The following is a 16,139-nucleotide window of genomic DNA, read 5'->3' as shown; positions in this document are numbered from 1 at the left end:
TTAAAACCCGTTTCCACCAAGGGTTTCAAAAAATCGAATAAATGACTGTACGTCAAAAAACGGTTTTGTGATTGTACTCAACACGTTGGTAATTTTACCAAGCAAGTTTCGACCAACTACAATAACATCATTGTCTTGAAGTGGCACGTTTTGCGTTACATCTCCTGATAGCGCCTTTTTTGCATCAAGTCGTTGTGTTATAGCTTTACCGCGTTCTGGGTCAAATCTGATCAGTGCAATATCACTAAGATTAGCATTGTCTGGATTGATTCCCGAAATCGCATCTACAAAGTTACTTCCATTCGGCAGTGCTTGTGTTGCCAGACCTCCACCCGCATAATTTAATATGCGTATACGAATTTGCGGCACTGCTAGGGAGGAACGTGCGACTAAATTACGGTCATAGCCTTCCGAAGTTCCGACTTCTCGACGCGGTATTACGATAGAATCACCGTCCTGCAAGCGCAAATTCGGAACTGTACCGCCGTTTTGTATCGAAGCATACAAGTTGATGTTCTGGGAAATCACAGTGCCATCAACTAGGCGCCTTCGGACTTGTACTTGTCGCAAATCAGCCATCATTGTTGAGCCACCTGCAACTAAAAGAGCATCTCCGACGCGAGCTACTCCCGAACTAACCGGATAAATACCAGGTCGAGAAACTTCACCACTCACAGTGATTTGCACAGGTCGCGGTGAACCTATAGATACAGTGACTACAGGCTGTACTAATATTTTACTCAATCCCAAGCGAATTTTTTCTTGAGCTTCTTCTAACGTCAAACCTTGCACGGAAATAGTTCCCAACTGCGGTATAGGGACATTACCCTCGGAATTAACGAGAGCTTGAAATGTTTGTTCAGGACGCTGTCCCGCTAGCGTTAGTGTTACTACTGGGTCTACAACATAGCGATTATAGCCCGCGCGGATTTTTTCTTGTGCTTGGTCTAGCGATAAACCCTGTAAACGTACTGTTCCTAGTAGTGGTATCACGATATTACCCTCTGGATTGATTCCCGCGCTAAAGCTTAAATCAGGGAAGCGTAATACCGAAACTGAGATCGCATCTCCTGGTCCTAATATATAACGACCAGGAGGACGTTGAATAAAGATGTTGAGAACATCACCAGCCCCTATATAGTAGCGATTAAACTGTGGGGAAATAGCGTCATTGATATCTAACGGTGCAAACTCAACACTTGATGGAGGTGGAGCAGGTTGTAAGGGTGATGATTCTCCTGTGGGTTGTAAGGATGGTTGTCCTATAGGTTGTGAGGGTGGAGGTAGAGGTTGTAGAGGTGATGGTGTCGTCTTTTGGTTGCCTTGAGCGAAAGCTGTTTCTTGAGCAACTGTTGCAAAAAAAACTGCGACTTGAAGACTAGCGAAACACAGAGCGCGATACCCAAGTATTTTCCGATTCAGAGACATAAATTTTGATACTATAAACCTTTTGGGAGTATTTTAGGCGCCTTTAAGGATATTTGACTCTCCGCTCAATAGAAAGTGTTCCCTATCTTGTTTGAGAGGTTCAAGAAGAACTAGATATCTCAAATTGGGAGAGGCGCCTATACGGTTATAAGCTGAGTATTATTTAATTGCTATTCTTAAATGGATTAAGCTAAAAATTAGATGCTTGAAACAGTACACTCAAACAATTTATCGTCAAATATTTACATAAACAATACCAATTTTTTCTGAATATGCTTGTTTGATTACAAGACATTATGGTGTAGAGACGCGATTAATCGCGTCTCTACGTGCGTCTCTACATTTTTAAATGATGCCTTCCATGAGGCGGGTTTGTACGGCTTGACCTAATGACTTAACTTGCTCCCATGTTGGGTCTATTTGCCCTAATGGTTCGATTGGTACTTGGATACTGACGGCAACCCAAGCTGCACGCTTTTTATGCCATCTTGCAGCTTGGTCGGCAAGGAACCATTTTAATTGTGAAGGGTTTCCACCATCTGACCAGGCATACCACTGTAATACACTAAAGGTTTGCTGTCTTGTTGAGCCACGAAGAAATCTAGCTTTGATTGTTACATCGGTTTTGACGTTTGAACCTGCTGGTGGTTTGACCGTAAATTCAACCGCGCGTTCCTGAGCAGTGTCCCAGCGCCAAAAACTACTTACCTCTGTCCATTCAACTTGAGGTTGATCAGCAGGCCCGTTTTGCGGTAGCAATAGTAAGAAAGCTTGGGAAGCGCCTTTTTGAATTGCTTGTAACGACCATTTGCGCTCACCTATTTCGCGTTCGCTTTGTTCAGTCGTTTGCCATCCCGGAATGTTTAAACCTTGATGACGTATTTGCCTTAACTCTTTTAGTGTTGGAACTGGAGGAGGTTGTTTCCATTCCCACTTACCGCTCAAATACCCTGGTACTGCTCCTACTATTAGCAGTAGCAACAACAATAAAAGTGCTACCAGTTGGGGATACTGGCGTTCTTTTACAAGTTTAGATAAAGAAACCATTAATAAAAACGCTTATTACAAAAATTACCTTACTTCAAGTATAAATATGACACCTCCAACTGTCAGTAAGTGTCCCGTAGGATAGGCATCCCGCCTGTCCGAGGCATCTTACCTGTCCGAGGCATCTTACCTATCATACGAATACATACGGACAGGCGGGACACCTATCCTACGGTGAGGTACTTAAAGCTTTTACTATGTTTGGGTAGTTGTTGTATTCCGCGAGCATTCGCGCTGTGTATCCACCTTGATTTTTTAGATTTACGTCGGCACCTGCTTTGAGTAAGATTTGTAATGCTGGCATTTGTCCACGTGATGCTGCCCACATTAATGGTGTTGCTCCTGCTTGGTCTTGAAAGTTAACGTCGGCGCCTGCTTCTACTAAAGATTGAATGATGGTTGTATGACTACGTTCAGATGCTTTAAGTAAAACACTTTTATCTTCTGCGGTTGTGACGTTGGGGTTGGCACCAAAATCTAATAGCGTTTTTACTATGTGAGTGTGTTCTTGTGCGACTGCAAGCGTTAAGGGTGTTTCATTTAAGTTACTAAGATTAACATCGGCACCGTGTCGTAGTAAGGCTTCAACGATTTGATTGTGCCCTTGTAGTGCTGCTACTAATAGTGGAGTATCACCAATTTTGTTTTTAATGTTGACATTCGCGTTGCGGTTGAGCAATACTTCCGTGACATCGCTATATCCTTCTACAACAGCTAGATGAAGCGCAGTTTCACCGTCTTCGTCTTGATGGTTAACGTCGGCACCTGCTTGAAGCAACAGCGATGCAATGGCACTATTTCCTGCTGCTGCTGCCGCCGATAATGCTGTTCCCCCATCTTGGTTTTGTAGCTTTACATCTGGAGCGCTTGCTAATAACGTTTGAATAATATCGATTTTTCCAGCGTCTGCTGCTAACATCAACGCGCTTTCACCATCGGAGTCTTGACTGTTTATATCGGCGCCCGCTTGTAATAGTAATTCTATAATCGGAATATTACTTTGTTTAACTGCTAGTCGCAGTGCTGTATCCGAGTCGCTATCTTTTATGTTTGGGTCGGCACCCTTTGCCAAAAGTATTTGTACAACTTCAATATTACCTTTGAGCGTTGCCGCCATTAATGCTGTACTACCGTCTTCGTTAAGTGCATTAACATCTATATTTTTAACCGCAACAAGTAATTTCACAACATCTATTTGATTTGCTGCCGCAGCAAGCATTAATGCCGTTAAACTATACTGCTTCCTTTTTAAGTTAATATCTGCTCCCGCTTCTAATAGCGCACGGACAACTTCGACATAACCGTAGTTCGCAGCATACATCAATGTACTTGTACCGTTACGCGAATCGCGTGCGTTTACATTAGCACCCGCAGCTAAAAGCATTTGTACTTTCTTAATGTCGCCACTTTGCGCGGCTGACAGCAGCAAAACGTCTTGATTCATGTTGTAATTGATAGTTAGGAGTGTAGGGTGTGTGAAGGCTACAATAATTCTTAAACGAAGTAATTATCTAGTAGCCTTCACGCACCGTAAGTAAAATCTTCTAACTCAAAGATTACCTGGTTAGCGTGCCACAAGTACACCGAATGTTAAGCTGGTGAAACAAAATTATCTTGATTGTATTCTTGTAGCTGAATTGGTTGAGCTTGGACGCGCGCTGTTTAGGATAAACGCTTAAACTAGTACATTACGGCGCAAATGAAGCTACCATTTCAAATGCTTGAAAAGGCTATTTTATAAGATTTCTTTCTTTTGCCTTTTTACTTTTTACTTTTGCCTTGTTGTACTAGTGTGGTTCGTGTCAATAGTTTTGGTTTTGTAGCATAGGCGTCCCGCCTGTGCGTCTGGTCAGGCGAGACGCCTAACCTACCAAAATTAATGACACGAACCACTAGTATAAAAATTCTACTATTCTTGTAGGAGAGGGGTTAGCGGTGAGGTGAAAAGTTAGGCACGTTTCCGGAATGCTAAATTTGGGAGTTGAAGTTATCAGCATTGAATTTGAGTTGCAAAAAATACAATGCAATTAAGATTCGAGTATTAATGCTTGAATAAGTGTTACACCAACAATACCAAGCAATATTAAGTCACAAAGTCTGGATAAGTTGCATATAATATATATAGTGATGTAATAAATATATATACCAAGTATATGTAGATTATCTACCCAACATGTCTAAAGAATAAGTTGGTTTTCTAACATTTTGTATTATTCAATCATTTTTAAATATTAAACGGCACGGAGGGGAAGTTATGATTATCAGTTCTGACGCTAAAACCAAGGATATTACTACTACAAACAATATGATAGCGAATACGATGGGAACGGAGGGAGAAGAGAGTAAAGATTGTTTTCAAGCTGATGATGTAATTAACTGGGAAGTACTTGGTAAAACGTTAACTTCTTTGCCAACAACATTTTTAGTGTGTTCGCGTCAAGGTCTTACAGCTCAGGTTAGTATTGCTTCTGGGTATTTGTTAAGAGTAGATCAAACATCAACTGAACCATTATATTTTCAAATTGGTGATGCGTTATTGTCTACAGGTTATGGAAATCCTGGTCCAATAACACTGGTGTTTGAACACCCTATATATGGTGTCAAGATGAAAATTCAACCTGATGTTACCGATGACTCTGAATATTCTGCCTCTGTAGAAGCATTCGACCGTTTAGACTGTAGCATTGGTAAAACTAAACACACAGCGCTGACACAAACACTTGATAATGGCGCCATTGATTTATCTCTATTAGACCCTAAAGGTCGAGTTAAAAAGATAGTAATATCCGCGAAAGAACAAGGTTTTCATCGACCTTTTGTTATTAATACAATGGAGTTAAAAACTGTATAGATTTTAATCCCCCTGAGTCAGGGGGATTATATTTATGAATTTATTGCTAAACTTGCTAATTCCATAATTTTTTCAAAGTCATAATTCCGCGCGAGGTTTTGCAGAAAGTTGAAGAGCGAATTTTCAGTTACAGATATTTGTTCGACTAAGTTCAGAATTAAATTATCGCTACAACTTGCAGCAGTATGGTATAATTCCTCTAACAATTCACTTGGCAACTTAGACAAAAGTTGAACTGCTTCTGCATCTGATAACATGGGTTCAAAAGAGTGAATATCTTCGCACTTGTTGCTCGTTGTATCCTCATAGAGGTATTCAAGCTTGAGATGCTGTTGAATTTTTTCGAGTAGTAATTCTTCGCGGAAAGGTTTATTGATAAAATCATCACACCCAGCTTGAACAATAGCCTTGCGCTGTTCGGAGAAAACATTAGCGGTAAGAGCTATAATGATTGGGCAATATGGCAAAGACGTAGTTTTTTGTACGGAGCGTCGCTTAATTTCTCGCGTTGCAGCATAACCATCCATCGTTGGCATTCGTAAATCCATTAATATTAAGTTTGGTTGCCATTCAGTCCATATAGAAATTGCTTCTCTTCCATTCACTGCTTCTTTAACTGCAAAACCAATTGATGTCAGTAATTTAACGATAAATATACGGCTATCTTCAGCATCATCGACGACAATAACCCGATAAGTAGGTTGGTTCGGCGCCAAACCGATAATTGGTTTTGTAAGAGAGTTGGTAGAAATATCGTTTGAAAGTACAGGTTGAATTTCAATATCAAAAGTAAATGTACTGCCAACATCAGGGGTACTGTTGACCCAAATATCACCTCCCATCATCTTGACGTATTTACGACTGATTGTTAAACCTAAACCAGTTCCTTGCTGCGATTTTCTACCTGTTTCGGTTTGTCCAAACGCTTCAAATACTAGCTCAATCTCTTTTGGAGAAATACCAGGTCCTGTATCTGTAACTTCAAATACTAGGAATTGCGGTTCCCCTTGTCTTAGAGAGACGCGCAGTGTAACGCTACCACTAGTTGTAAATTTTATGGCGTTGCCTAGAAGATTTAATAAAACTTGGCGAAGTTTACTGTCATCGGTTTGGATATACTGAGGAATATTACTATCATATTCAAATGCTAGTATTAAGCCTTTACTTGTTGCTCGAAATTGCAACATCTCTTTGAGTGTGTTGAGTAAGCTGATTAAATCAAAGCTACTTATATTAAGGTGACTCTGACCCGCTTCAATTTTGGACATTTCTAAAATGTCGTTAATGAGAATGAGGAGATGCTCGCCTGCACGGTTAATAATTCCGAGGTCTTGCTGTTGTTCTTCAGATAAATTTTTGTCGCGACTCATTAACTGCGTAAATCCCAGAATAGCGTTGAGTGGTGTTCGCAATTCATGACTCATCGAAGCAAGAAATTCTGTTTTCGCGCGGTTCGCTGCGTCAGCGGCAACAGCAGCTTGTTGTAGTGCTTGTGATTGAAGTTGTGTTTGTGCTAATAGTTCTGCTTGTTGAAGTGCAACACCAAGTTGGTTGCCAATTTGAACTACTATATTAATTTCTCCTGTTTTCCACTGACGTGGAGTGCTGTTTTGATAGCAAGCGAGTAACCCCCAAAGTTTGTTGCCGCAAAATATAGGTACTGTAATATATGCTTTAGCTTGGAAGCGTTCCAGCAGTTCGATATAGCAAGTGTCAAATCCTGCACTATATATATCTGGAACACACAAAAAACTGGTGCCACGATTGTATGCTCCTCCTTGACTATTTTGAAGGTAGGTGTCAATAACTTTATCGCTACTGTTCATGTTTTGTACTACACAAGTATCTGTATTGAGGACGCCAACTGCGAAGTTGGGGTCGATTTGGTGTTCGTTCATAAGTGACACCCAACCTGGACTCACAGATTCAGCAACGAATTGCCCACTCCAGTCAGTATTAAAACGGTAAACAACAACACGGTCACAATTAATAACTTCTCGCAATTGCTCGGTTGTGGCAGCAAATATTGTTTCTAAATCAAGCGTTTGCCGCATTCGTTGAATTGCCTGCGTTATCGTGCGCTCACGTTCAGCACTTTCATGCAAAGCTGAAAAAGCGTCTTTTAGCTCGGTAATATCTGTAATTGTGCCAATACAAGCTTTTATTTCTCCATCTTCGCCGATTTCTTGTACCGCTTGGGCAATTACCCATACAATTGTACCGTCTGGACGAATAAATCTATGCTCTAATCGATATAAAGTTTGATTAGACATGGCATGATTCCAAGTAGCAAATATAGAGTCGCACTCGTCTGGATGAAGCGCTTTTGTCCAACCTTTACCTAACCCAGACTCAAATGACATACCAGTAATTTCCAACCAGCGCTGGTTGAAGTAAAAATAATTTCCTTGGATATCGCATTGAAAAACACCAACGGGAGAAGCTTCGGTTAAAATTTTATAGCGTCGCTGGCTTTCACGAAGTGCTAATTCAGCTTGCTTACGGCTGCTAATATCTTTAATAACACCAATGGTAAATTTCGATCTTACCGAACTGTCTCGGACTAACGACATACTCAGGTTTACCCATACAAAATCCTGATTTTTACGAATTAGCCGTATTTCTAGCGAGTCAGTATGAATTTGATTCGCCAAAAGTTGCTGTATGTATTCATGTGTACTAAATAAATCTTCGGGGTGGGTGATATCACCAACACGAAGCGTTAATAGTTCTGAAGAGGAATATTGCAAAATTTCGCATAATTGAGGATTAACGCGCGCGAATCGATTATCTAATTCGATTTCCGCGATACCAACAGCGGCGTTTTCAAAGATAGCGCGGTACTGAGCTTCGCGCTGCTGTAATGCCTCTTGAGTACGTTTTAGGTCAGTGATTTCCACAATCACTATTCCAACTCCGTAAGGGCGCCTATTTTCTCCAGGGATAGCAAAGTAAGAAGCTAAAAAATAACGTTCTGAGTTGATATCCTCAAGGGAGTAAGTATTTAATTCTTGGCAAAATATTGATTCACCTGTTTGTAATACTTGCTGAAAAATAGGTTCGATTGCACCTGCAACTTGGGGGAATACTTCATATATGGATTTACCATTATGTTCTTCAACAGTTAACCCATTAATTTGTGCTAATAATTCGTTAACCTGCACAAAACGCATTTGCTCATCTAAAATGCATTCACCAACAGAAGCATTATTAAAAAAGGCATTTAAGCGCGCTTGATGAATGGCTAATTCACGCTCTAATTTTTTTTGCTCTGTAATATCTTTATGCGTTCCAGTTAAGCGTAACGGTTCACCAGTTTCACTATAATTAAAAATTTTCCCACACGATTCAATCCATTTCCAATCACCCGATTTAGAACGCATTCTAAATTGAACTTTATAAACTTGGACGATGCCAAGTAAATGTTGTTCTAAAGCAGTATTCACTGAGTGTAAATCTTCAGGATGAACTAGTTCAATAAAAGCATCGCGTGTGTTAGGAATATCACCCGACTCATAGCCTAGCATTTTTTCCCAACGCCAATCACGATAAACTGTACCGCTTGCAAGATTCCAGTCCCACATTCCTAAGTCACTAGCTTCGAGTGCTAACTGTAATCGTTCTTCACTTTGTTGTTGTGCGGCTTCAGCGATTTTTCGTTCAGTAATATCTCTAGCGGTTCCTAGTATATATTGTTGCTCTTCAATCTCGATTAATTCGGCACTAAATAACATTGTTTTTATTTCATTATTGGCGCCACGCAATTCAATCTCATAGTTACGAATTGTGCGACCAGAGCGCAAAATATCAATAATTGTGGTACACTCTTCATAATTGCTCCAAATATTAATTTCCGAAGCACTAAAACCAATCACTTCGGAGCGCGCGTAGCCAAATACACGACAAAAGTTATCGTTAACTTCGATATAACGAATATCAGGAAATGAAACAAGAGCAATAGGGTCAGGAGATGAGCGAACGAGTAGTGCTAATTTAGCTTCTTCTTGACGAGCTTGTTTTGCTAAATTTTTTTCTGTATCTAATTCAAAACGAATTTTATCGAAGATGCGTTGGGACAAGTAATTCGATTCAATTTGTTTAGACGCGCGTAGCTGACTTAAAATAATTTTCTTTTCTTCACGCTCAATACTTAGCTCTCTATTTTTTACTTCTAGCTCTTTTTTGAACTGAATAATTTTGAGCTTATTTTTAATTTTAACCTTGAGTTCTTCTAAGTCTAATGGAGTTTTTAGATATTCAATTTTATCGACATCGAGATTGATTAATTTATTCCTTAAATCCATAAGTATATGATTACTAGCAATAAAAATAATTTCAATCTCTAAAAGTTGATTATTTATTAGCTGATTATTTGTTAAACATTGGAATATTTCAAATCCATCAATATCCTTTGTCACGTCCACAAGCATCAAATCTGGAGGTGATGTAAGCAATACGGCAATAACTTGTTGAGTCGAATTAACTATTTCAATATATATATTTTTTATTTGAATAGTATTACTGACAGATACAAAATCTCTGATACGGTCTTGTGTACTTGCAGCTAATAAAATTTTAATATTCTCTTTAAACATGAGTAATAAACTTGTATTGGTAACGAATTTATAAAACAAAATAACTTGACGAGTTAGTTGGCGCTATGAAACCAATAATTTATAATACTATATACTCGCTTCACACTTCGTTACAATTAATATTATATTACATCGAAAATACTCATCGTGTAAATAGATCCACAGAGCAAAGTTTTAAGAGTAAGCTGTTTGACTTAATAATTTGAATTATTAGAGCTTATTATTAATTTTAAAAATATTTTTAAAATATATGTAGTGTGGGCAGTGCCCACCTTACATTTAAGCTAAAAACGCAACCAAGTTTTCTGTACATAGGCAAAAATACCCAATGCGATTGCGAGAGCGAACAGCAGCCAAATGATACCTCCAGGGATTGCGGCTAAAATGCCGACTTCAAAACCTCGTAATACCCAGACAGCCAAAGCAATACCAAAAAACATTCCACAGGATTGCGTTAGTAAACGGTTCAATTTAGAAGACTGTGACACTGGATTCTCCTTTGACTCCTATAAAGATTTCATGAAGTATAAATAGTTATCTTTCTTTTTTGCTTTTATTAACGATAAGCTAACATAGTTTGCTAGATCAAAATTGTGTTTCGCGCCCGTGAAGAGCGATTTACGATTTTGAGATACTAAGCTGGAGTATGGGTTGGAGGCATTCGTTATGGGTTTTGTGTTATTGTAGCGTCTAAAATAGCTGGTATGTGAATTTCATGTCGTTTATTTAAAGGAGTGCTTCAGTATTTTTACATAAAAATCATACAAATGATATCAATGACATATTTTTGGTAAATTTTTGGGAATAATGACACTAGAAAAGACGATTTCCGGACAATGTAGATATTGTAGTGGAACAAATAATTAGCGGGTTGCTTTTTCTAGAGTCTACCAGTTCTTACTTTTAAATGATTTTTAAGTTTTAGTAAATGTGTTGAGGAGTGACTAGAATTATTATGTCTGCATCTTATACTTCTAATTCGGTAATATACACCTCTGGAACCGCTTGGAGTCCAGATAAGCAGGCTAGAGTAATTGAGGGAGAAGTTTTTGTTGAAACTTCCGCTCATAGTGCTTGGGGAGGTGCTGTGACAGCGTGGATGTATTTGCCGATGAAGCGAAACCAAGTATGGCAACAACTAACAGACTATCCTCGCTGGGTACAGTATTTCCCAGACGTAACAAAAAGCGAGATACTACAACGTGGTGAAGTAAAACGTCTGTATCAAGCAGCACAAAAAGTATTTTTATTTTTTACAGCGCAAGTAGAAATTTACTTAAACGTGGTAGAAGAACTAGGTCAGCGTATCCAATTTCGACTAGAGAAAGGAACTTTTCACGAGTTTACGGCAAATCTTGAGCTTCAAGACTTTGGTAATGGCACCCTTCTCAAGTACGCTGTCCAAGCAACACCAACAATTCCCGTGCCATCAATTTTAATTCAACAAGCGATGAATCTCGAATTGCCTGCTAATATGCGTAAAATGCGACAAGTGCTAATGTTAGGTCAATAATCACGCATGTCTCAGGCAAACGAAATTCTAGACTTTTGGTTCGGTAGTTCTACTGATTCAAATTACGGCAAACCCAGAAAGGTTTGGTTTTCTAAACAAGCGGAGTTCGATAATGCCATCCGAACCCGCTTCCTTAAAGATTATGAAAAAGCTGCATCAGGGTATCTTGATGAGTGGAAAGGGGCGCCTGACACATGTTTGGCGCTCATTTTGTTGCTCGACCAGTTTCCTCGCAATATATTTCGTGATACATACGAAGCTTTTGCAACCGACTGGGAAGCATTATCAGCAGCGCAACATGCTGTTAGAGAAGGTTATGACAGGTCATTATTGCCTGTACAGCGTTGGTTTATTTATCTGCCTTTTGAACACAGCGAAAACCTGGAGCATCAGAAGTGTGGCGTAGAGCTATTTAAACTTATCAGTGATGACCCTGACAGTAAAAGTACGATACAGTATGCTATTCGTCACATGGAAGTAATTGAGCGTTTTGGACGTTTTCCTCATCGCAACGCCATCCTAGGACGTGCTTCTACACCAGAAGAAAAAGAGTTTCTTAAAAAAACAAAGTCGAGTTTTTAGTAAAGAGTGCTGAGTGCTGAGTTATGAGTGCTGAGTGCTGAGTTAAGAACAACTCTTAACTCCTAACTCCTAACTCCTAACTTACTCAGCACTCAGCACTCAGCACTCAGCACTCAGCACTCATAACTAAAAGGCGCCGACTTTGGCTAATATGACGTAGATGGTTTTTAGAATTATCAGTACGTCGTACATTGGATGCCATTTCTTTTGATACTCCAAGTCTAAATCAACGACTGTCTCAAAGTCTTTTATCTGTGAGCGACCGCTAACCTGCCATTGACCAGTCATACCAGGTTTGACGTTTAACCTTTGCCAGTGACGCTGGTCATATTTCATGACTTCATCGGCAGTTGGTGGACGTGTACCAACTAAACTCATATCACCAACTAAAACGTTCCAGAATTGAGGAAACTCATCTAAACTTGAGCTTCGCAAAAAACGACCTATCTTCGTAACTCTAAAGTCGTTCTTGTTTTTAAAAAATAACCCGTTAGCTTCGTTGTCCACCAAGTTTTTTAAATGCTCTGCTTCGGACACCATTGAGCGAAATTTGCGAATCTTAAATGTTTTGCCATGCAACCCATAACGTTCTTGTACGAAGAAAATAGAACCAGGGCTGTCAAATTTTATCGCAATAGCTATCGGTATGAATACGATTGCCAAAATAATTAGCCCGACTATACTTCCCACGATGTCTAAACAACGTTTAAATTTAGACTTGACCGAGGGATGAGATTGAAGTTCCGGAACCCAATTAGAGGAAGCAGCACCCTGGACAATAGTTGTAAATAATATTTGATACATCGTCAAGCTGAATGTTTTACTAAAACGTATATCTACGTAGCCTTTTTAAAACTATAGACTTTGTTTTCGTAAACACAATTAGCATCAACCGTATATTCACTGAATCTTTATCAGTATTGAGCTAATTGTGAATTTTTTAAACCTTATATAAAGTTAATTTAGTATATCTTATGACGGATGAAAAATCTTTTTCTATATGCATCTCAAAAAAAGTTGTGTTATAGTTTACTACCATATAGGTACGTGTAACAAATATATTAGCAGGTGTATCAATTGTACTTCCCTTTTCAGGTAAAATACTTATCTAATCTCAATGTTTATGATATGCATGATAAAAATATTTTCCTTAATGTATCTAAGTTATTTGACTGTAATGTAAATTTGAGTTAGACAATAGAATCATATGTATAAAATATTGATTAAGTTTGTAAATTTGGTAGTAAATCTTACTGCCATAGTTATACGCGGATAATTGTGTGTTCCAAGACGGGTAGTAAAACTACTGTCCGCTCGCGCTATCGTTGAGGTGCAAAAGAAATGGTTGCTGTAGGATTTGATGCAAAAGTCGGTCGTTTAGAATCTATTGTCGAGCAAATTGGAGAAGCGGTACTTGCTACCACGGAAACAATTGAGCGGTTAGGAGACCGCGTTGACAATTTAAGTTGTCAAATTGAAGAGCAAGGAAAGCAAATTAAACAACAGGGTTATCAAATATTGGCATTGTGCGACGCTGTGCAAACTTTGGCTGAAACTCAGGATGACTCCCTGCAAAAGCTCTCCCAACTCACCCAAACTTTAGACCGTTTAACCAAGATGATTCAAGGTCAAGAATTGTAGGGTGCGTAACGCTATTAACAATTTATAAAACGAAGCGACTATCTGGTGGCGTTACGCACCAAAGCTCAGTTGCTACCTTTTTGGACAATTGCAGTAATAATGTACTAAAATAGTATATAGCCTTCGATTGTGTGCGAGTGAGGTGCGCGCGCACTTTGCTGAAGGAGAAATTATGCACTCGATTGTGCCAAGAGGAAGTATGGATATAAAATTAGGGTTTGGTTCAGTTCCAAAAGTGCAATATGTTTTTGTGAACCGAGAAGGTGATGCGTGTTGGTATAGTCTCTCCGAGGAGGGTAAACAAATACCAATTTATGAAAAAGCTTTAACAGGGTTAGTTACTGCGATTGAATGTAATAAAAGCGTTGAAACGCAGTACGGACTAACTTATAAAACCGACTTAGCAATTTTGGCGCCAACACCCTGTATTATTCGTTCTGGGAGAGAATCATACTTCTCAAAGAGTTTGTTACTATCGCTTGATGCTTTGACTGTAGAGCAATTGCGTCATCCTGTAACAATTGCGGTTAGTCCTGGTGATAAAACAGTAGTTTTTTGTAGTATTTATGACCCAGCTACATATCGAGTTGTCGATTTCAGTTGGGGTGGACACAAAGATATTGATTTTCAAGCGTTGGAAGAAAGAGTCACTTACAAAATTAGTCAAGTTGCTAACTCTGACCAAACCTTGACGGCGCCATTGCAAATTACAGCAAGTAAAAACACTGAAAGTAAAAACACTGAAATACGGGCGATGATGATGGTGCAAATTGATAAGTATTTAGCGCAGTTAAATTGGACACAAGAAATGGGACGTAAGTATTTACAGCAAAACTACGCTAAAACATCACGTCGCCAGTTGAACGATACTGAACTGTTAGATTTTACATTCCGTGTTATCGAACTGGCAGGAGTGCAAACTTCATTATCTATTGCTTCATAACAGTGCTGAGTACTGAGTAATGAGTGCTGAGTAATGAGTAATGAGTAATGAGTGCTGAGTAATGAGTGCTGAGTAATGAGTGTTAAATTTTAACTTTTATTCCGCGCCTCCGTACCTTCTAACTTTCTACTCAGCACTCAGCACTCAGCACTCAGCACTCAGCACTCAGCACTCAGCACTCAGCACTTTATTGTGTTCTACAGAGTTTGCGTTCGCTATCGTGTTGGGGGTCTTGCCAGGAGTACGCGAAGTGGCTGACTCCACGGACGCGGGGAGCAAATTGGCGAAGCGCTTGCATTTGAACTTCTAAAGGTGGGCGCCCACTAACTTTTTTTCCCCAACTACCTGCGATAGCTGGAATAACTTGTGTTTCGGGTTTTGCCATACTCAAAACGCGCTGTACTTGTTGAGCTATACAAGCAACGTTTCCACAGTTTGCGTAAGACATGGGATGCCATTCAAAGTTACTAGGAAATCGATCCCAAGGTTGTAAACGTGAGTCGTAACCTTGTCCATGAATTTGGTTCCCTTCAGGAAAAAAGACGGCGCCACTTTGTATTCCCATTTGTTGTCCCGGATATGCAGCTATATTCACGAAATCAACAATTCCTTGCATTGTGTGTGCAACTGAAAGCTGCCATAAATCTAATTGCAGTTGCGCTTGGCGTTGATTTATTGTACCTATTGACTTACTCGCAATTAGATTACGCCCTTGCCACATCGGTTCACCTTCATTTGGGTAAAGTCTATCGACATCAGCAACATCAGTTATGCTGACAAATCCTTTACCTAAAAAGCGACGTATTAAATCTAATCCTTTAGTATTTTGTGCCCTTCTAAATAAAGCTTGCTGAGTTGCTTGTGTATAAAGCCATAAATCAGTAACTTTTGTTGCTATTGAGTTTGTGCCTGACTGACGGGGATAGCGCACATAATCGAATAAAATACCATCTGGGTGCCGAAGTGCAACAGATTGCACCATACGGTAGTAATCATTTCTAGCTTGCTCGCTATACGGGTCAATAAAAACGTGACTACCGTTATCAACTACGTATAAGCTTGTTTGTCCTTTACCGTTGCGCGCGATTGAATTTTCTCTATCTTTTTTTTGAGCGTAGGAAAAACCGAAGTTTGTTGTGTACATCCAAGCATAGACTTTTAAACCTCGTTCGCGTCCTTTTTCGATAGCAGCTGCGAGTAAGTCGGCGTTTTCTTTTCCAGGTGTACGAATAACAGAAGGCCATACTGTTGGATTACTAGCAGCAGGTAACATTACCCGCCCATCATAAAAAGTTTCTATATAGACAGCGTTGTAACCTTTGTTTACAATTCTATCCATAATCCGGTCTAGGGCGCCTGCTTGAATATCACAAGGATACAGACGTAACCAAACTGCTTGGACTTGTAGCCAGTTATCTTGACGACAATCTCGAATCGCTTGTCCGTGTTGTAATAGTAACTGTCTATACCCTTTCTGGGCTTCTATATTTCCACGAAGCGCTGATAAGCGTAAATCTTCTTTTTGTTGTACTGCCGTTT

General features: G+C 39.5%; 12 protein-coding genes. 5 read left to right on the top strand and 7 right to left on the bottom strand.

What is annotated here, in order from left to right; genetic code table 11:
• The 3 genes from AC2JBO_RS20045 to AC2JBO_RS20035 form a co-directional block, all read right to left on the bottom strand.
• The gene (locus tag AC2JBO_RS20045; RefSeq protein WP_496955415.1) at positions 1 to 1,428 is read right to left on the bottom strand and encodes a polysaccharide biosynthesis/export family protein; all 1,428 of its coding nucleotides are present in this window, start codon (positions 1,426 to 1,428) and stop codon (positions 1 to 3) included.
• Positions 1,429 to 1,773: 345 nt separating this feature from the next.
• Complete coding sequence (locus AC2JBO_RS20040) at positions 1,774 to 2,475, bottom strand: cyanoexosortase B system-associated protein (RefSeq protein WP_496955414.1); 702 nt, start codon at positions 2,473 to 2,475, stop codon at positions 1,774 to 1,776.
• 169 nt (positions 2,476 to 2,644) lie between these two features.
• Positions 2,645 to 3,919: an ankyrin repeat domain-containing protein gene (locus AC2JBO_RS20035; RefSeq protein ID WP_496955413.1), complete on the bottom strand. Its 1,275-nt coding sequence runs from the start codon at positions 3,917 to 3,919 to the stop codon at positions 2,645 to 2,647.
• Between the two features lie 810 nt (positions 3,920 to 4,729).
• Between AC2JBO_RS20035 and AC2JBO_RS20030 the strand changes: the two genes are divergently transcribed.
• On the top strand, positions 4,730 to 5,326 hold the full coding sequence (locus AC2JBO_RS20030) for a hypothetical protein (RefSeq protein ID WP_496955412.1): 597 nt from the start codon (positions 4,730 to 4,732) through the stop codon (positions 5,324 to 5,326).
• A 32-nt stretch (positions 5,327 to 5,358) separates the two neighbouring features.
• On the opposite strand, the gene AC2JBO_RS20025 is transcribed toward AC2JBO_RS20030, so the two are convergent.
• Positions 5,359 to 9,921 (bottom strand): PAS domain S-box protein, encoded by a 4,563-nt coding sequence (locus tag AC2JBO_RS20025; protein WP_496955411.1) that lies wholly within the window; start codon positions 9,919 to 9,921, stop codon positions 5,359 to 5,361.
• A gap of 284 nt (positions 9,922 to 10,205) precedes the next feature.
• A complete protein-coding gene (locus tag AC2JBO_RS20020) occupies positions 10,206 to 10,409 on the bottom strand; it encodes a hypothetical protein (RefSeq protein ID WP_496955410.1) in 204 nt (67 codons plus the stop codon).
• A gap of 467 nt (positions 10,410 to 10,876) precedes the next feature.
• Here AC2JBO_RS20020 and AC2JBO_RS20015 point away from each other — a divergent pair, with 467 nt between their 5' ends.
• Together AC2JBO_RS20015 and AC2JBO_RS20010 are read left to right on the top strand one after the other, a co-directional pair.
• Positions 10,877 to 11,434, top strand: coding sequence for an SRPBCC family protein (locus AC2JBO_RS20015; protein ID WP_496955409.1), 558 nt, complete (start codon positions 10,877 to 10,879; stop codon positions 11,432 to 11,434).
• A gap of 6 nt (positions 11,435 to 11,440) precedes the next feature.
• On the top strand, positions 11,441 to 12,016 hold the full coding sequence (locus AC2JBO_RS20010) for a DUF924 family protein (RefSeq protein ID WP_496955408.1): 576 nt from the start codon (positions 11,441 to 11,443) through the stop codon (positions 12,014 to 12,016).
• Between the two features lie 126 nt (positions 12,017 to 12,142).
• Here the strand turns inward: AC2JBO_RS20010 and AC2JBO_RS20005 are convergent, their stop codons facing one another.
• Positions 12,143 to 12,820 (bottom strand): sugar transferase, encoded by a 678-nt coding sequence (locus tag AC2JBO_RS20005; RefSeq protein ID WP_496955407.1) that lies wholly within the window; start codon positions 12,818 to 12,820, stop codon positions 12,143 to 12,145.
• A gap of 537 nt (positions 12,821 to 13,357) precedes the next feature.
• On the opposite strand from AC2JBO_RS20005, the gene AC2JBO_RS20000 reads away from it, so the two are divergent.
• Together AC2JBO_RS20000 and AC2JBO_RS19995 are read left to right on the top strand one after the other, a co-directional pair.
• The gene (locus AC2JBO_RS20000; protein WP_496955406.1) at positions 13,358 to 13,657 is read left to right on the top strand and encodes a hypothetical protein; all 300 of its coding nucleotides are present in this window, start codon (positions 13,358 to 13,360) and stop codon (positions 13,655 to 13,657) included.
• A 199-nt stretch (positions 13,658 to 13,856) separates the two neighbouring features.
• On the top strand, positions 13,857 to 14,600 hold the full coding sequence (locus tag AC2JBO_RS19995; RefSeq protein WP_496955405.1) for a hypothetical protein: 744 nt from the start codon (positions 13,857 to 13,859) through the stop codon (positions 14,598 to 14,600).
• 187 nt (positions 14,601 to 14,787) lie between these two features.
• On the opposite strand, the gene AC2JBO_RS19990 is transcribed toward AC2JBO_RS19995, so the two are convergent.
• Positions 14,788 to 16,139 (bottom strand): family 10 glycosylhydrolase (locus AC2JBO_RS19990; protein WP_496955404.1); only part of this gene is annotated, 1,352 nt, incomplete at its 5' end.

The sequence above is a fragment of the Calothrix sp. CBUCES-K 9914 genome (assembly GCF_059640475.1).
The sequence above is the reverse complement of the archived record's forward strand: the minus strand, read 5'-3'. Positions and strand labels throughout refer to the sequence as shown.